General features: G+C 46.8%; 18 protein-coding genes. 12 read left to right on the top strand and 6 right to left on the bottom strand.

From position 1 onward, the window contains the following. The first annotated feature begins 176 nt into the window (after positions 1 to 176). The 6 genes from ABEW34_RS12970 to ABEW34_RS12945 all read left to right on the top strand — a co-directional run bounded on the left by ABEW34_RS12970 (position 177) and on the right by ABEW34_RS12945 (position 5319). The gene (locus ABEW34_RS12970) at positions 177 to 593 is read left to right on the top strand and encodes a GNAT family N-acetyltransferase (protein WP_430159232.1); all 417 of its coding nucleotides are present in this window, start codon (positions 177 to 179) and stop codon (positions 591 to 593) included. A gap of 211 nt (positions 594 to 804) precedes the next feature. Continuing rightward, a complete protein-coding gene (locus tag ABEW34_RS12965) occupies positions 805 to 1860 on the top strand; it encodes an HD-GYP domain-containing protein (protein WP_430159449.1) in 1056 nt (351 codons plus the stop codon). A gap of 240 nt (positions 1861 to 2100) precedes the next feature. Next, entirely contained in the window at positions 2101 to 2568 is a 468-nt protein-coding gene (locus tag ABEW34_RS12960; protein ID WP_430159230.1) for a nucleoside deaminase, read from the top strand. A gap of 158 nt (positions 2569 to 2726) precedes the next feature. Further along, positions 2727 to 3416, top strand: a complete 690-nt coding sequence (locus ABEW34_RS12955) for a response regulator transcription factor (RefSeq protein ID WP_430159228.1) — start codon at positions 2727 to 2729, stop codon at positions 3414 to 3416. A 137-nt stretch (positions 3417 to 3553) separates the two neighbouring features. Continuing rightward, a complete protein-coding gene (locus tag ABEW34_RS12950; RefSeq protein ID WP_430159226.1) occupies positions 3554 to 4522 on the top strand; it encodes an ETX/MTX2 family pore-forming toxin in 969 nt (322 codons plus the stop codon). A gap of 236 nt (positions 4523 to 4758) precedes the next feature. Next, on the top strand, positions 4759 to 5319 hold the full coding sequence (locus ABEW34_RS12945) for a GNAT family N-acetyltransferase (RefSeq protein ID WP_430159224.1): 561 nt from the start codon (positions 4759 to 4761) through the stop codon (positions 5317 to 5319). Positions 5320 to 5497: 178 nt separating this feature from the next. On the opposite strand, the gene ABEW34_RS12940 is transcribed toward ABEW34_RS12945, so the two are convergent. Next, a complete protein-coding gene (locus ABEW34_RS12940; RefSeq protein WP_430159223.1) occupies positions 5498 to 6520 on the bottom strand; it encodes an alpha/beta fold hydrolase in 1023 nt (340 codons plus the stop codon). An 89-nt stretch (positions 6521 to 6609) separates the two neighbouring features. Between ABEW34_RS12940 and ABEW34_RS12935 the strand changes: the two genes are divergently transcribed. From ABEW34_RS12935 to ABEW34_RS12920, 4 genes are all read left to right on the top strand, one after another. Beyond that, a complete protein-coding gene (locus tag ABEW34_RS12935) occupies positions 6610 to 7215 on the top strand; it encodes a TetR/AcrR family transcriptional regulator (RefSeq protein WP_430159220.1) in 606 nt (201 codons plus the stop codon). A gap of 20 nt (positions 7216 to 7235) precedes the next feature. Beyond that, complete coding sequence (locus ABEW34_RS12930; protein WP_430159218.1) at positions 7236 to 8006, top strand: uracil-DNA glycosylase family protein; 771 nt, start codon at positions 7236 to 7238, stop codon at positions 8004 to 8006. Between the two features lie 218 nt (positions 8007 to 8224). Then, positions 8225 to 8833: a metalloregulator ArsR/SmtB family transcription factor gene (locus ABEW34_RS12925; protein ID WP_430159217.1), complete on the top strand. Its 609-nt coding sequence runs from the start codon at positions 8225 to 8227 to the stop codon at positions 8831 to 8833. Positions 8834 to 8906: 73 nt separating this feature from the next. Further along, positions 8907 to 10043, top strand: a complete 1137-nt coding sequence (locus ABEW34_RS12920) for a GDSL-type esterase/lipase family protein (protein ID WP_430159214.1) — start codon at positions 8907 to 8909, stop codon at positions 10041 to 10043. On the opposite strand, the gene ABEW34_RS12915 is transcribed toward ABEW34_RS12920, so the two are convergent. The 5 genes from ABEW34_RS12915 to ABEW34_RS12895 form a co-directional block, all read right to left on the bottom strand. Beyond that, positions 10033 to 11127: a GerAB/ArcD/ProY family transporter gene (locus ABEW34_RS12915; RefSeq protein ID WP_430159212.1), complete on the bottom strand. Its 1095-nt coding sequence runs from the start codon at positions 11125 to 11127 to the stop codon at positions 10033 to 10035. The two genes, ABEW34_RS12920 and ABEW34_RS12915, sit on opposite strands and share 11 nt — an antisense overlap. 28 nt (positions 11128 to 11155) lie before the next feature. Next, on the bottom strand, positions 11156 to 11401 hold the full coding sequence (locus ABEW34_RS12910; RefSeq protein ID WP_430159208.1) for a hypothetical protein: 246 nt from the start codon (positions 11399 to 11401) through the stop codon (positions 11156 to 11158). A 22-nt stretch (positions 11402 to 11423) separates the two neighbouring features. After that, positions 11424 to 12578 (bottom strand): Ger(x)C family spore germination protein, encoded by a 1155-nt coding sequence (locus ABEW34_RS12905; RefSeq protein WP_430159205.1) that lies wholly within the window; start codon positions 12576 to 12578, stop codon positions 11424 to 11426. A gap of 32 nt (positions 12579 to 12610) precedes the next feature. Then, a complete protein-coding gene (locus ABEW34_RS12900) occupies positions 12611 to 14164 on the bottom strand; it encodes a spore germination protein (RefSeq protein ID WP_430159202.1) in 1554 nt (517 codons plus the stop codon). 118 nt (positions 14165 to 14282) lie between these two features. Continuing rightward, a complete protein-coding gene (locus ABEW34_RS12895; protein WP_430159199.1) occupies positions 14283 to 15227 on the bottom strand; it encodes a serine hydrolase domain-containing protein in 945 nt (314 codons plus the stop codon). A 282-nt stretch (positions 15228 to 15509) separates the two neighbouring features. On the opposite strand from ABEW34_RS12895, the gene ABEW34_RS12890 reads away from it, so the two are divergent. Both ABEW34_RS12890 and ABEW34_RS12885 read left to right on the top strand, forming a co-directional pair. Continuing rightward, on the top strand, positions 15510 to 16031 hold the full coding sequence (locus ABEW34_RS12890; protein WP_081418542.1) for a PadR family transcriptional regulator: 522 nt from the start codon (positions 15510 to 15512) through the stop codon (positions 16029 to 16031). Between the two features lie 16 nt (positions 16032 to 16047). Then, positions 16048 to 17565, top strand: coding sequence for a DHA2 family efflux MFS transporter permease subunit (locus ABEW34_RS12885; protein ID WP_430159195.1), 1518 nt, complete (start codon positions 16048 to 16050; stop codon positions 17563 to 17565). Positions 17566 to 17753 lie beyond the last annotated feature (188 nt).

The raw sequence follows: 17753 nt of genomic DNA, 5'->3' as shown, positions 1-17753 counted from the left end.
CATACCTATTGAGCTGGCTGACATCCGTCTGCATACTCTTGGTGCGGGTAAGTTCAGAAGCGGCTACCGTTTGCCTGCAAGTGCTTTTTTATTTCTATAAATTGCATGGGCATGTCCTCTAGGGAAGTGAACAGGTGTATAATAATGTAATTAGATAATGCAGAGGAGTAATTATAATGAGGATTATTGCTGCTAATGATTCGCACTACGAATATATTAGAAAACATGACCATCACATCTTAGAAAACTTAATCTTACCGAAAATTAGGGGGAATGAAATCTACATTCTGCAGAATGAAGAATATAGCAGCGTTGGGTGGATGCGGCACAGCTATTTTTGGGATAACACACCTTTTATGAATATGATTTGGATCGATGATACCTATCGAAGTAAAGGATTAGGTAAGAAAGCCGTTCTTTTTTGGGAAGATGAAATGAAGAAGCTCGGTTTTAAATTGGTTATGACCTCTACTTTAGCTAATGAAGGGGCTCAGCATTTTTATCGAAAATTAGGTTATCGAGATTCAGGGTGCTTAATACTTGAGGATGAGCCTTTGGAAATTATACTTACTAAGAGGCTTTCTAATTTATGAATTGGGTCTTAATGCCTGAAATAATAGACGCGGGTATGATTACAAAGTCATGATCTAACGAATGATTAATTCTACAAAAATAATCCTTAAAGATCATTTTCATAATTTTTCTAATGTATTCCAGACATTATTCCGAATATTTTTTTATCCAGTGTTCAGGAATCCATATTAGAGAATAGGTAATCCACTTAGGGAGGAACTATCATTGTTAGTGAAAGATTATGAACCATTAATCGGTAAAATACTAACAAAAAGCATCCGCGATACAAAGGGAACGCTTTTAATCAGAAAGGGAACTATTCTTCTAAAAAGTCACACCGAGAGACTTGCTAAATTTAAGATCCAAATCGGGGAAGTCACAACTATTGATGCGAATGCCTCTGAGCTGAATCCGGACGTTTCTGATCATACACCTAAACAAAAGCCATCCATCCGAGAATCATATGAAAGGGCTAAGCAGCATTTTAACGATATGGATCAGTTCGTTCGTCAAAACGGTATTGTTCCTGTCGAGGAGCTTGAACGAGAAGTTCTTCCCTTTATAAAGGAAATAGCGAAGCGCTATAATCTATTTCAGTTATTTTCCGAGCTTAAGGAACAGGACGATTACAGGTACAGGCAATGTATAGGAACGGCCGTTATTGCGACATCTTTAGGCAAGCGGCTTGGATTGAAAGAAGACGAATTGGATTTGCTTACAACTGCGGCGAGTCTTTACGATATTGGACTGGTCAAGCTGCCAACTGCAATCGTTTCCAAACAGTCCAGGTTAGACACGCATGAATACGCGATTTTAAAGCAGCACACCATTCTCGGACACGAGCTATTACTCCAATCGGGCGTTGAGCCTCGGGTTGCTATGGTTGCTCTTCAGCATCATGAACGAGAGGACGGCAGCGGTTACCCAAGTGGTCGGAAGGGGGATGAACGGGATCGTTTAAGCAAAATTGTAGGTTTGACAGATTTTTATATGGCTATCATCTCCGAAAGACCTTATAGGGCTGCGCTTCAATTTTTTGAAGCCATCGAAGAGATCCATCAACAAATTATTTTAAATCGCTTTGATTCAGTAATTGGTCTCACGTTTCTGGATATGCTTCTCTCCACCCAAATCGGTTGTGAGGTTGTTTTATCGGACAATAGACGAGGAACTATATTGCTGAACAACTATAACTACCCGACTCGACCATTTATAGCGCTTGAAAATAATCAGTTTATTGATCTTAGCAAGTTTGAAGATATTAAAATCCTTGAAATTGTTGGATAAGAGGACTAGCATATAACTTAAGCATGACGTGGGGGCCAAGAAGGCCCCTTATTTTTTTGATTTCATTTGGAAATTCGAATCTTTGAGAAAGAGCAAGCTTGGCAATTGCGTCATCAGGTCATGTGGCGGCTTCATACTATAAACTCATGCTAAGACATGGTAAACTTCACCTATGAGAATATGATAAGAAATATGTGATGAAATTATCAGATTAATTCTACATCAAAGGGGAAAATGAATATGAGTCAAGACGAGTTTTTTATGAGAGAAGCAATCAAGCTTTCTAAGCTTGCGGTTGAGCACGGAAACGAACCTTTTGGAGCAATACTCGTTAAAGACGGCGAAATTGTTTTTACAAATGAAAATCAAATTTATTCGTCAACCGACCCAACTTTCCATGCAGAGGCTGGGCTGCTGCGGCGATTTTGCGAAGAAACCCACATAACGGATTTACATGAATACACCTTATATTCGAGCTGTGAGCCTTGTTATATGTGCAGCGGTGCGATGGTTTGGACAAATGTGGGACGACTGGTTTATAGCGCCAGCAACATAGAGTTGTGCAGTATATTGGGCGAGCAGGGAAGTCCTTGCTCTCAAATTGTATTTGAAAATTCTCACCATAAGCCTGATATTACAGCTGGGATATTACGGGAGGAAAGTCTTAGTATATTGGCTGCCTATTTTTCACGCAACACAAAGGGCTGAAACATTCCAGTAAGCAGCGATTGGAAAATTTAGTATACCAGGGGGCAAGCTGCTTCAGGCAGCTGCTCCCTATTTGTTGAAGGGTACGAAATGGGCAACTAACGCCAACCCTGCCATTGTTTCCAAAAGAAATCTTGCTCCCCCTAGGAGGCCTGAACTTGCAAACGATTATGATCGTCGAAGACGAGCCGGCTATTTCCCGCGTTTTGGCGGCGTATATACGAAAGGCAGGCTTTGCGAGCATTATTTTTGACCGAGGGAAAGAGGCGGTGGGGAAGCTGGCCGTGCTTCAGCCCGCACTTATTTTGCTTGATGTCATGCTGCCGGAAATGGACGGCTGGGAGGTGCTTCACGAAGTGCGGAGGAGGAGCGTCTGTCCGGTCATTATGCTCACAGCGAAAGGGGAGATTGCTGACCGTCTGGCAGGGCTGAACAGAGGGGCGGATGATTACATTACTAAGCCTTTCGAGCCGCAGGAGGTCGTTGCGCGGATTCAAGCTGTATTGCGCAGAGGCACACATGCTTTAATTGCGGAAAATCAGATCCAGTACGGCAGTCTGAAAATCAATTTAAACGACAGAAGCGTTTATTTGAATGAAGTATGTTTATCCATAACGCCGAAAGACTTTGCACTGCTGCATTTTTTAATGGAGCATCCTAATCAAATTTTTAATCGGGAGCAAATGATCGAGCAGGTATGGGGAATCGGCTATGACGGGAGTGACCGGGCTGTGGATCATGCCATTAAACGCTTGCGACAGGCGCTGCTCCATTTGCCTACAGAAGAAGGAGAAATTCGCACCTTGCGGAGAACGGGGTATCAGTTTTATACCAATCGTGAAAATTAATCCCTTCTATTTTTTTGCCATACGCCTGACACATTCTACCATTATTCTGTAAGAGTTAGATTCTCTGAGTGATCTACTCCAAGATGTAGCACGAAGAGGATTCTTTATTAAATCGAGCGGAAGGTGGATGAAGGATTATGGCGGATGTAATTGAATATCAGGTAATTGTTTCTAAGGCGAGGACTTCGGATAATAAGCTGCTTGTTATTACAGCGGCTGAGAGTGGGGAAGGCATAACGATTTTGCCACAGGTGTACGGAAATGAACATCAATTGTGGGAAAAAAGAAAGGTGCGCGCTGGAGATGACAATGCCTATGCGCTCGTTAACAAAGCGACGGGCAAGTGCATCGGAAGAAAGGATTCCACGCAGGGCTCAAAGATTTATCAGGCACCCGTTACAGAAGCGGACGTCAATGGTCTCATGGTATGGCGTGACGACAATGTTGCCGGAACGCACAATGCGATTAACAGCTATGTGGATTGGGAGCAGAAGCTCAATATTCCTGGCAACGGCCCATTTAAAAGCGGCGACTCGCTTGTGACGTGGGAATGGTGCCACGGTCAGATCAATGAACTATGGGTTTTCGTACCCGATCGCAAGAAGATTACGATCAAGAAAATGGAATTTCAAATGGACAGCAAAATTGTGATCAATAGTGTACCGATTGTAGCAGCCAAACAGATTGTGACCAATCATTCGAATATCCAGCAAACGCAGCAAGTTACATTGAAATTTTCCAAAAGCCAAACGTACAATTTCAAATGGGAGAGAGGGCTCAAGGTATCGGAAACGCTTGAGTTTAAAGCAGGGCTGCCGCTTGTAGGCGATACGGGTGTGAAAATCTCGGTAGAGGGCTCGCGCAGCTATTCGGAATCCAAGACTCAAGACGAGTCCCAGGAGGTTTCGCTGCAGGTTCCAGTCGTTTTGCCAGCAGGTGCATCTATCGAGGTTTCCGCTATTTTATTGCAGGGCGTTATCGATGTGCCCTATACGGTGACGTTTGAAGTGGAATACCCGACTGGGAAAATAACCGAAACGGCTTCAGGCAAATATACCGGCGTGAACACGTTTACTGTAAATACCGAGTATAGAACGATCGTATAGCTTATGTAATCCATACCATCATATATATAGTCTCTAACGCTAGCCGGTAGAAGGAACGGAAACGTTTCTTCCCTTGCTAGCGTTTTATTTTCGTTCAGGTAAGCCACAGGAAAAGCAAGGCGATATACCGGGCGATAAGGATAAATAATTTATTCGTCGATTCCCTTATGTTATATTTAAATCCTAGCCTAATAAAAAAAGTATAAATCCAAAAATTTCTGCTAACGAGGTGCATGATGGCAAATATCAAAATAATCAATCCGTCCGTTAACGACGACATATATGCGGTTCAAGCTGGTCCCGAGGACGAAGACGCGGTAAGCGAGCTGATTTTAGAAACGGCTCGTTGGCTGAACAGCATGGGCTCCATTCAGTGGGGCGGCCTGCTTCAAGGTGAGGATAGCCATGACCTTAAGGGAGCGATTGCTCGTGGCGAGGTTTTTGCATTTCGCAAAGCAGGGGAAGAGGAGCTTGCGGGCGCTGTTATTTTGCAGCAGGAGCCAAGCGAGTGGGATCGTAAGCTTTGGGGCGAAGAGGAGGCTGGCAAGGGAAGCGCGGTCTTTTTGCATCGGTTAGTCGTTAATCGTCAGTTTTCCGGCAAAGGACTCGGCGGCGACATAATGGCTTGGGCAGAACGGGGTATCCAATTTGCCGGTAAAGACCGAATGAAGCTGGATTGCATCGCAAACAATGAAAAGCTTAACCGCTTCTATAAGCAATGCGGTTATACCTACAAAGGCGAAGCGGGTGGATGGAGCATTTATGAAAAGCGGCTTCCAGATGTAAGGATCCATTAAATGAACGGTATCGCCACTCGGCAAGCATTCCGTATTTTGCGATTCGCAAGTTGCAAGTTGCATGTTGCATGTTGCATGTTGCATGTTGCATGTTGCATGTTGCATGTTGCATTCGGAATGCTGCGCAGCGCTTGCCGAATGGCGGCTTCATCATCTATTAGCTAGCAAACTCCAGCCATCAACGGCTGAGCATGCTGCGGATGGTCTGAACGATGAGCTCTGGCTCGTCGTGAATGACCATATGGCCGCTTTTTTCGGCTATAATTAGCTCGCTGTCCGAAGAAATATTCAGCATTTCACGCTGCCCCGCTTGCCAAATGTCCTCCAGCTTTTTGCCGCCATCCTCTGAAATGCCGAAGCTGGCATAGTCCTGCGGAACGCCGCGGGCGATAATTTTCACAGGTAAATTTCCTAATTGTTGTCCACGAATGGCATCTTCCGTTAAATAGGCCAATTCGGCCTCCGCTTCCTTTGCCTCAAAATAACGGGGAGTTGCAATGACGTTAATAAAAAGCTGCCGATCCTCTGGAGCGACCAAGCCCTCCAGCAGGAAATCGCCAAATAACCGAAAAGCCCCCGAGCTTTTGAGCAGCTTCAGCATCCATACGGGCGGATTGCCGCCAAAATTCTCCTGTTCTAAAATAGGCAATGTCTCCCGCTCATCATTTTCCGGCCTTGCATCAATAAGCACTAGACCAGAAACCTCGTCTGCATAGGTCTCGGCGAACAAGCGGGCATACATGCCGCCTAACGAATGCCCTACCATGAGATAGGGTCCGCTAATGCCTGCTTCATCAAGCGCAGTATGCAGCTCCTCCACAATCTGTTCCCCGGTCCGTACCTTCGTTGCGGTTTCACTCCATGCATAGCCAGCCCGATCATAGCTGACAACAGTTGCGAAAGAGGCAAGCTGCTCGGGAATATCTCGCCAAGACAGGCTGGTTTCACCGCTCCCGGCTTCCAGAAGAATAGTGGGTGATCCACTGCCGGCCATGTTGATATGCAGCTTATGGCCACCGACATCAACCAGTTGACCAGGCGGAGCATATTTTTTGCCAGCTTGCTCAGAAGCTATCCATTCATAGATAAAGCCCGAACCAATTAACAGGAGGAAGGCAGCGGATGTGAGGAGGGCTAGCTTTTTCCACCGTTTCCGCCCGATTGCTTTCTTGCTTGTGGTCGTAAGAGGTGTGAGATTCATAAGTGGGATGCTCCTTTTTTATTTAATACACTGTATTAAAAAGATTATAGCACGGTGTATTATAAAAGAAAACAAGCTATAATAGGACTATGCCAAAAATAGTAGATCACGATAAGCAAAAACAACTCGTCGCCGAAGCCGCTTTGCGGCTTATACAGCAAGCAGGACTTGAGCAGGCGACCGTTCGCAACGTGGCAGTGGAAGCGGGATTGTCTGCCGGTTCTCTGCGCCACTATTTTCATTCACAGGTGGAGCTGTATGCGTTTTGCATGAATATTTTTGTCCAGCGGGTGGAGGAGAGGGTTCAGGCTTTTCGATTTGAGGGGGCCATTTTGCACGATTTGAAGAGGCTGCTCCTGCACCTAATGCCGATGGATGAGGAAAGAACGGTTGAAATGGAGGTATGGTATTCCTTTAACGCCAAAGCACGGATTCATCCTGAGCTACGCCCGTTAAGTGAGGAGATGCAGGCAAGCTTGCACCGGGTATCTGAGTTTGTTATCCAGTCGCTGCTTGATCATAAACTGGCAAAGCCAGAACTAAATAGCGAGTTGGAAGCAGAAAAATTATATGCGCTGGTGGATGGACTAGCCATACATCAGTTCATGCAGCCAGGGCGGCTGTCAGCGCAGCGTTTGGAGGAAATTTTAGACCAGCATTTGAACATGTTATGCGCACAATCAAGGGAATTATAGCAGAGAGGGGAGGTAAGCTATTGTCGGTTTCCACTGAATATTTGCATTATGAGCCGTTTATAAGCTCGCTGCCGCTGAAGCCGCGATATGAGCCTGCTGATTTGCTCGTTCCGGATTTGCTTATAGATCGTGAGGGAGAGCTTGAAATGTTCTACGCTCCTCACAACGAATACCGGAACAGCTCGGCGAGCTTATTAATTGTTGGTATCACGCCCGGCTGGACCCAAATGGAACTGGCCTACCGAACGGCAAAGCTCGCTTTGGAGCAAAATAAATCGGCGGATGAGGTGTGCAAAGCGGCCAAAATCGCCGCCAGATTTTCCGGTGCGATGCGCCGCAACCTAATGCAAATGCTGGACAGCCTGAAGCTGCCGGCGTATTTTGGCCTTCCAGACAGCGAGGCTTTGTTTGCTGAAAATAATCCGCTCCTGCATACGACTTCACTGCTCAAATATCCGGTATTTTTAGCTGGGAAAAATTACACGGGGCATAAGCCCCCGCTTGCTGGCAATGCTTTTCTGCATGCTTATGCGCTGAAATTTATTAAGGCTGAGCTGAAGCTGCTGCATAAGCCGCTCATTATTCCTTTGGGCAAAACGGTAGAAACGATGCTCAAACAGCTTGTTAGCAGCGAGGAATTGGGGGAGACGATGGAGGATAAGCGCTGCTTATGGGGATTTCCCCATCCTTCGGGAGCTAACGGCCACCGACACAAGCAGTTCGCTGATGCGAGAGAGCAGATGGAGGCGAAGGTCGCCGCTTTTGCCGCTGAACGAAGGGGGCTGGCTTAGCTGGATACGCAACTAGCTGTCTGCAAAGCTCCATATGCGGCTTTACCCTGCTGTCTCTTTAAGATAGCGGGGTTTCATTATACTGTTGCAAATCCACATAAATTCCCTGGCCTATTGACTTTGAGAATCTAATTAGGATATTATCTAATTAAATATTTATTAAATTAGATGTGAGCTAAATAAGACGAGTCTGGCATTCGGTCTGGAGGTGGAAGAAGATGCAATTGGACAAAGTAGTCGCTTACCATAAAGCGCTTGCAGATCCAACCAGGATCAAAATATTAATTTTGCTGTCGGAAGGAGAGCTTAATGGCCAGGTTTTAGCCGAGAAGCTAGGTGTCTCCCCAGCTACGATTACCCATCATGCGGCAAAGCTGCGCGAAGCAAGCTTGATTAATGAGAGAAGAGATAAAAATACGATCTTCTTTACTTTAAATCATTATTTCATCCAAAATAGTGCCACAGCAGCTACCGAGTTAATATACAAAAACACAAATGCAAAAGGTGGTGTGGGTATTTTGGAGGATGACAAAAACAAGCGGCTTCAGCAGTCTGTCGTTAAAAACTTTTTCACATTAGACAATAAATTAAAGCATGTACCCGCGCAGCTTAAGAAAAAGCTGATCGTATTGGAGCACCTAGTGTCTCAACTAGAGACAGGGCGCAAATACAGCGAAAAGGAAATCAATGCATTCATTAAAAGTTATCATGAAGATTTCGCCACCATACGCAGGGAATTTATCATGCACCAATTCATGTTCAGAGAAAACGAAATTTACGAATTGAACCCGCCTGAGATGTGGGCGAAATGGGAAAATCTAGCGTGAGAACATGCTCCATTTTAAGCGGAGGAATAATTGATATTTACGAAAAAATTTATAAAATGAGGAGGAGCGTGTGATGGCACAAGAGGATCGCTTAAAGGTACATCCGTTATCCGAAATAGCTCATCTTAAGGTTCATGGCAGGACGACTGGCCAACTTGATCCGTTAACGTTATTTTGGACGGGAAGCTCGGTGGAATTAAATGCGCAAGGGTCTGAGCTTTGGATAGAAGTCGAGGTGAATTACGATCAGTATGAGCCTTGGATCAGCATTCTGATCAACGGTGTGCCGATCGGCAGGCAAATGTTAACGGCAGGCAGGTACTGGGTTTGTATTTTTAGAGGCATGAATAAGGCGGCTATTAAAAACGTCCGTATCGTCAAGGATGTACAGGCGATGAGCGCAGATCCTGGCTGCCTCCTGCAGATACACGCCGTGAAGTGCGACGGTGAATTTACACCGATTGCAGCCAAACCCTATCGCATCGAATTTATAGGCGACAGCATTACTTCTGGGGAAGGGACCATCGGAGCGAAAGCGGAGACGGACTGGATTCCCATGTGGTTTAGCGCCATTGACAATTATACGGCGATGACAGCGGAAGCGCTGAATGCTGACTACCGTGTCCTTTCACAAAGCGGATGGGGCGTACTTACGAGCTGGGACAACAACCCGCATGCCAATCTTCCTGATTATTACGAACAGGTTTGCGGTCTTCTTACCGGGGAGAACAATAAAGCTTTAGGCGCACATGAAAAAAATGATTTTGACTCCTGGCAGCCGGATATCGTCGTCGTGAATTTGGGAACGAATGATGACGGCGCTTTTCATTCTCCCGAATGGGTAGATACAGCTACTGGCAAAGCTTACAAACAGCGATTAAAGGCCGATGGCACGTTTGATGATGAGGATGTAGCGGCATTTGAGGAGGCAGCTGTGCGCTTTCTAATCAAAATTAGAAAATATAACCCAAATGCACCTATTATATGGGCCTACGGCATGCTGGGTCTACCGATGATGTCAGCGATCTACCGTGCTGTAAATGCTTATCGGATGCAAACAGGGGATAAGCAGGTATCCGTTTTTCAGCTTCCCAATACGACTGAAAACACATTAGGTGCAAGACAGCATCCCGGCAAATTAGCCCATGCGAAAGCAGCCGGTGAGCTGACGGGTTATATCAAAGAAGTTTTACATTCTTCTACGCCTTAGTTGGCCGAAGCATCGCTACAGTCAATACCACAAGCAGCGGAACGAACAGCACCAGCCCCGTCCATATCGGATGAATTTCTGTGACAATGCGAGCCCACTGGGTGTTGCTGTCATAGGTGACGAGACCCATCAGAAAACCCGCCAATGCCAGCGGCATAATGATGACATGGTTGTCATTCATGCCGCAAAGCTTGGCCATAAAGAGACTGAGCACATAGAGGGAAAGCGTAGCTTTCATATAAGAGCCGAGTATGAGCGACATGCCGATAACGGACTCAATGCGTTGGAATATTTCCTGAAATTCAATGAGCCGGGCTACGGAATACAGCATATAGGGCCCAGCCCCTGCAGCCGGACCGAATACCATTAATGCACACACCGTCACAGCGCAGAGTACAAGCAAGCTGGCTGCGAAGGAGATGGACATGGTTGTCATCAGCTTCTTGTTCAGCTTGTGCCCTGCGGCGAAGGGAAGCAGCATGCCGAATAAAAATACTTCGGAGAAAGGGAAGCCAAACGTATAGTAGGCTCCAGCCACTACAGGCGTCAGTCCTTTGGGCAGCAGCGGAAGCAACTGCTCAGGACGGTATTCAGGGATCGCAAACAGCAGCACGATGAAAATGAAAAAGGATGTTAATAGCATAATCAGAGTGAACATTCGTGCGATAACTTCTATCCCAGCGCGGGCCGTCAAAGCAGAAACCATAAAAATAAGGGAAGTAAAGGCGTACATCGGAGTTTCCCTCATCATCGCCCCAATCATGAACTGGCCTACGCCTACGACAATAGCTGCCTGCATTTGCAATAAATACGAGATAGTCAGCAGCCCCAACAGCACCGTCAGTACGTTGCCAATCATCTTGCGGCTGTAATCAATGTAATCTTGTCCGGGAAATCGGCGATTTAAATACAGCAGCATCATTAGGATGCCAAACCCGATTGCTCCAGACAGCAGCAGAGATAGCCAAGCAGCGGCACCTGCTTTTCCAATCAGCGGGCCAGGCACAAAAATAATCGAGGAGCCGGTCAAGAATACGAATAAAAGCACGCCCATTTGAAAAGAACTGACCTTTTGTTTATTCAAGCTGCTTCTGCTCCTTTCTTCGCCCAACCTAGCCTTTCACCCCCAGCATGCTGCTAATCTGTTTGGCAGGCCCGCCCAATATTTGCTCAACGACGTCGAAATAATCGAACCAGTCTTTGTTCAAAACATAATCTATACTCATATACAAGCATGCCGCTGTTATAAATGAATAGAGCCAAACTGCAGGGCCTTTCATCTTCCCGCGCAGCGTGAGGCTGTCATACAGCAGCATGCCCCCGAATAAAACCGTAGCAATCAGTACCCGCTCCCACATCAGCATCTTCCTTCCCGTCTTGCTAAGATGCAGGCTTGCTGTTCATCGTCCCGCCCGTAACGAGTTTAAACTCTACCAACACATCAATCGGCAGATCCGCAAAGCGCTCATCCCAGTCTGGCTGCAGCTTATGCCACGCCCCCGGGCTCTGGCGGTAAATCTGGTTGCCGATGCCGATAACCTCCAGCTTATTTTTTTGCAAAAATTTTATCGTCGCTGAAGTTTGTCTCAATAGAGCCGCGCTAAACTTTTCAAGGAAGGCTTGCTCATCCTTTATGGAAGCTATAGCTGTGCATTTTAGCTCTGTAATGGCTAGCTCCCCTTTAATACGGTAGCTGACTATCGGATTTCCATCCTTCATCGTTACTTTTCTTGCTGTACGCAGAGACAGCACTTCCGCTGTTTCTTTGTCGCCTTTCATGCCCGCGCAAGGAATTTCCAGCACACCTGATTGGTATTCATTTCGTAAAGCAAGCAGCCCCTCAACTTTATCGGGAGGCAGCACTGTCTTCATTTTTCCATTCTTGATTAAGGCTAGCCCGGCAGTGGATAACGTCTGTTCAGGATTAGAATTTCTGTACACATAGGATAGTACCGTATCCGGATGCGCGCTTTCCTGTTGAAGAAGCAAATCGAGTAGGGAGGTGTCCATTGTTTTCGCCGCATTGAGATAGGAGAATTCTTCTGTGCGAAGAATTTGCTGCGCTGTAGTTTGCTCAATGAGCGGCTGCTTCTCCAGCATTTTGTGAGCAGGACCTTTGGATATGAGCAGCTTGACGCTGCTGCGCGGCTCATGGTCACGATAAAAAATATCGAGTATTTTTCCGAGATCCTGATTTCTCGCCAGCTTCTCTCCGACAATAATGACTCGCGTATGGCTCCACTGGGCTTTGCGGCCCAAATGGATCGGAATATCGCGCACCGCCTCCATTACGGTATCATCTTGGGTATGAATGTTTACGCTGGACGATTGCGTAGTTGCGGATTTGCCAGTTTCTACGGAGGCGGGACGATAAATTTGGGTGAGCATTTCGATTTTTCCGTCCTTCGTTTCGTCGAGGGCAACGCCCATCACAAAACCGCGCTCGGTCAGCTCGTATTTGCTCCAGCAGCCCGTTAGCAGCATGAAAATCATGAATAGAGAGGCAATCAGTAAAATGCCGGTTTGTTTTTTCATGTAGATCCCATCTCTTTGATTTTGTGAGCTTCTTAATGCTTATGCAAATTTTGCGGCTTGCGCAGCAGTTTTTTGAGCGAGATTCTCATAATGACATCTCGAAGCTCGACCAGCCGAAAAGGAGCGAGCGGAGCCATATAAGGCTGACCAAGCGATCTAAGCTTGCACAGATGCAGCAAAATAAACAAGAAGCAGATCATCATGCCGAAGCCTCCGAGCAGCGCAGCGCAAAGCATGAGCGGAAACCGCAAAATACGGAGCGCAATCGCGATTCCGTACTGCGGAATAGAGAAGGAGGCGATACCCGTCAGCGCCACCACGATAACCATAATCGGCGATGCGATACCTGCACTAATCGCCGCGTCACCAATGACAAGGGCTCCAACGATGCTCACAGCGGAGCCGACAGTCCGGGGCAAGCGAACGCCTGCCTCACGCATAAGCTCAAAAAAGAACTCCATCAGCAGCGCTTCGAAAAAAGCTGGCAGCGGCAGACCCTCGCGTGCATTCAATACTGCTAATAGAAGCACGGTAGGAATCAGCTCAGGATGAAAGGTAGATAGCGCAATATAGATGCTTGGCAGCGATAAGGCGATAATAAAAGCAAGAATGCGCAGCCAGCGAATCATCGTAGAGATGATCGTCCGTTGGTAATAATCCTCGCTCGATTGGAAAAACTCGGTGAACAACCCGGGACAAAGCAGCATGCCGCCTGTTCCTTGCACCAGCACGACGATTTTTCCCTTCAGCAAACCGGCTACAGCCATATCGGTTCTTTCTGTATAACGATGCTGAGGAAAGGGGGAGTAGCTGGAATCTTCAATAAGCTGCTCGATATAGGACGTTTCCAAAACATCTACCGTCTTAATGAGCTCCATTCGCTTCTTAAACTCGGCAAGCATCTCGGTATCCACTTTGCCTTCCAAATAACCGAAGGCGACGGTTGTGTTGGTATCGCCGCCACCGCTCATCAGCTCAATTTTGAATTTCGGCGTTTTCAGTCGCAGCCGCAGCAGCCCCAAGTTTTTCTGTAAATTTTCAACGGTGCTTTCACGGGGGCCCTGCACGACCGATTCATTGACGGGCTCATTGACCTGTCTCGTCTCTACGGACTGGGCTTTAAAGCTGAGTGCCTGATTCCAGCCGTCGAATAAAATCAGCAGCTGACCGCTGGAAATGCCGCCTACGACAGCATCTAAATCGTTTACGAGCTGTACTTTTTTACCGGAAGGGCCATGGTTCTCGAAAAAAAAGCGGACGTCCTCAATGCCGGCTTCCATCCCAGGTCCGACCTCATGCGTTACAAGATCCTGCAGCGATATTTTCATATAGTTAATGGTATCGTCTTGAATGAGCGAGCTGTAATAAATCGAGCATGCTTTATGCAACATATCGGGGCCGTAATGCCAATGCATAAAGATGATGTCGGAGCTGCGCTCAAAGACAGATTCCAGATAACGAAGATTATCCTCCAGTATGGAGGTGAGCGGATGCTTCCCATCGCCACTGCCTGATTGACCACTTTGTGGTACGGTCGGCATCGTTTCCTGGGTGCTTGTCCCCGTATGGCCATTCTCGGTTGTCATGTGCGTTCACCTAGTTTCCATGTCCTGGTTTCTTACATTTACCAGTATGGCTTGCCGCCTGGAAAACTATACGACATAAAAAGACAACGTCCGCAGGGGAGTTGTCTTGGTTTTAAAATTATTGCTGCGCGAGCAGCGGGGCAATATGGTGACGGAAAACATCTGCGGGAGGCTTGCCTCTTTTTAGCCTGTCATTGGTGACGACTGCGACGATATTGAGGCTGGGAACAACGGTAATTGTCTGTCCGCCAAACCCTAAAGCATAATAAAAATCGAAAGCAGAAGATGATGCGGATTCCGAGCCTGATGAAAAAGAATCGACCCACCAATGCCAGCCGTACTGGCCAGGGCGTGGAGACTCAGCGGCTATCGCAGGATAGACGGAGCGCTGTATTAAAGCTTGGGGGATAAGCTGCTGCCCCTTCCATACACCCTGCTGCAAATACAGCTGGCCCAGCTTCAGCATATCGGCTGGAAGCAGCCGCAGTCCAAAGCCGCCTGTATGAATGCCCTGTGGATCATGCTCCCATTCATATTGGGAAATGCCTAGTGGCTGGAACAGGTATCGTTCGGCAAATGCTGCAGTGGTCATGCCGCTTGCTTGTACGAGCATGGCAGACAGCATTTGTGAGATGCCGGAGTTGTATTCCATACGCGAGCCAGGCTCATCCGATAACGGCTGTTCCAAGGCAAATTGTAACCAGTTTGACGTTTGCGTCATGCGGGGGAAGGAGTTTTGTCCGCCGAACTCCGTCCAGCTGAAGCCGGCAGACATCGTCAATAGATGCTCCAGCGTAATCGCTTGTTTTCGCGGATCGGAATCTTCAGCAAGCTGGGGGAAAAATAAAGCGGCTGGCGTCGATGCCTCTGGCAGAAGCTGCTTGTCCATCGCAATACAAATTAGCGCAGAAACGACGCTTTTTGTACAGGAATTCACTTTTGCAACTTCTTCTCTCGTACGATCATTTCGGTAATGCTCGATGATAAGCTTGCCATTATAAGACACAAGGCAGCTCCTTAAGTCCAGCGGCTCGATAGCCGGGAGCAATGATGACAGATTCATCTGTTTCTTCCTCCTTTCCTCTTCCATATCGTTCTTTCGATTATAGGGGGTTAGCGCAAAAGAAACAAATGGAAGGATGAGCGATCCTGAATGGGCTCTCTGATTCCTGCTTTGTACTTTAAGGCTGGCTGCTGAATGCATAACGAATTTAGCCATGAAGCTGGTTGACTACTGTTCATATCGTTTACCTGGATATGCTTAATATTTATATATTGAACTGATATATGCTTTGTGTTAATATAATTTTGCGCAATGATATTTACAAAGAAGGTGGGGAATTTTTTGAACAGCCAAGATGTGATTTTAGGAATTTTAATGGATGAAAATTGTTCGGGTTACGAAATCAAACACAAATTTGAAACGCTGTTTTCGTATTTTTACAATGCCAGCTATGGAACGATTTATCCGACGCTCGGCAAGATGGAGAAGCAGGGATTAATTACGAAGGAGAGCATTTTGCAGGATGGCAAGCCAAATAAAAATGTATATACGATTACGGAAGCAGGCCGGGAACAGTTTATGCTTTATTTAAAGAGCGATATCCAGGCTGTGGAAACGAAATCCGATTTTATGGTGAGGCTCGTTTTTGGAAAATGGGCAGATCAGGAGCAAGTGATTCAATGGCTGGAGAAAACGATTGCCAAGCAGGAGGAGGAGATTGCCCAATTAACGGCTGATTATGCAAATTGGAAACCGAACATGAATGCTACCCAAGAGCTGTGTATCACAATCGGTATTGCCAATCAGGAGAGCTCCCATCGCATTTTGGTAGAAGGATTGCAGAAGCTGAAAGCTCAATTATAAGGAGAAGGGGTTCAACATGACCAAGGAAAAAACAGGGCTGATCGTATTGGCAATGGCACTCGGCCTGCTAATGTCGTCTCTCGACAACACGATCACCTCTGCGGCACTGAGCCATATTATTAAAGATATTGGCGGATTTGAGCAGGTCAGTTGGGTTTTTACCGCTTATATGCTCGCGTCAACGAGCATGATGCTCGTTTTTGGCAAAATGTCCGATTTATTCGGCCGCAAGCTATTTTATCTCATTGGCATATCGATTTTCCTCCTTGGTTCAGCCTTATGCGGCATGGCGCAGGATATCACACAATTAATCGTGTTCCGGGCTATTCAAGGAATTGGTGCGGGAGCGCTGCTGCCGATCAGCTTTACGATCATATATACGGTGTTCGCTGATCCAAAGCAAGCCTCTAAAATGGCTGGCGTTTTTGCCGGGATCTTCGGCTTGTCTTCCGTTGCAGGACCGCAAATCGGGACGCTGTTATCAGAGGCTTGGGGCTGGAGATGGTGCTTTTACGTCAATGTTCCGATTGGCATCGTATCCTTTCTTGTGTTGCTCTTTGCCCTCAAGGAATCCCGTTCGGAGCGGAAGCCAAAAATCGATTATTTAGGAACGGCATTCCTCATCATTTGCACCATCTCCTTGATGCTCGCTTTGGAGTGGGGTGGCAAGGACTACGCGTGGACGTCTTGGCAGATTTTATCGCTGTTCGCGGTGTCGGTTATCGTGGGCTTGCTGTTCATATCCGTTGAGCTGCGTGCAGAGGAGCCGATATTGCCCTTAGTTTTGTTCAAAAATCGAATGGTCGTCGGGCTATGTCTCGCCTGTCTCTGTCAGGGAGCGATTATGTTTTCGGCCATTGCTTATTTGCCGATTTTCTCAACTGCCGTATTAGGGCAGGAAAATTCCAACGCTTTGTTGACTCCGATGATGGTTTCGTTAATATCCGGAGCGGTTTTGTTTGGCTTTTTGCAATCCAAATTTGCTTATCGGACGCTTATTGCTTTCACAATGGCAGCCGGAGTTATCGTCAGTTACTTGCTCAGTACGGTTAGCCATGATGCTTCCAAGTGGTATATGATTGGTCTGATGATACTGCTTGGACTCGGAGCTATCGGCCCTTTAATGAGCATGTCGCAGACAGCTATGGCGGCAAGCGTGGAACGCAAATACATCGGTATTAGCTCGTCCATCGTTGGTTTCTGGCGCAGCATTGGCGGCGTTCTCGGCGCATCGATCATGGCGACTATAGTCAACAACAACTTGAAGACGCTGCTGTCGGATGGAGCAGCTGAGCACCATATTCCGCAGGATCAGATCGCAACGCTGGCGAATCCAGAACAGCTCGTGCGAGGGGCTGGCAATGTTCCGCAAGATATTGTGGCTTTCGTGCGTGATTCTTTGGGAACCGCGATTAATCATGGATTTAAGCTAAGCATTGTCTTCGCTGTTCTTGGCATAGTGGCGGCATTCGTTGCAGGGCCAGGCAGGCAAAGCATTCCTAATGCACAATCCGCTGCCAAGCAGGCTTCATGAGCAGGCTAACTAAGCTGCATAGAGCCTAATGGTAAGATGCTGGCATAAGCTCTAAGGTCCAATAGGATTGCAAGTGAACAAAAGAAAAGCTGATTGAAGTGCTGCCGGGAATTTTGAAGCAGTAGCAGCGTAATAGATTTATAGCAAGCTAGAAAAAAACAAGCCTTTGCATTCCATATGGAATGCGA

Source organism: Paenibacillus algorifonticola (genome assembly GCF_050481745.1).
Classification (GTDB): Bacteria; Bacillota; Bacilli; order Paenibacillales; family Paenibacillaceae; genus Pristimantibacillus; species Pristimantibacillus algorifonticola_A.
This window is presented reverse-complemented; position numbering and strand designations above follow the sequence as displayed.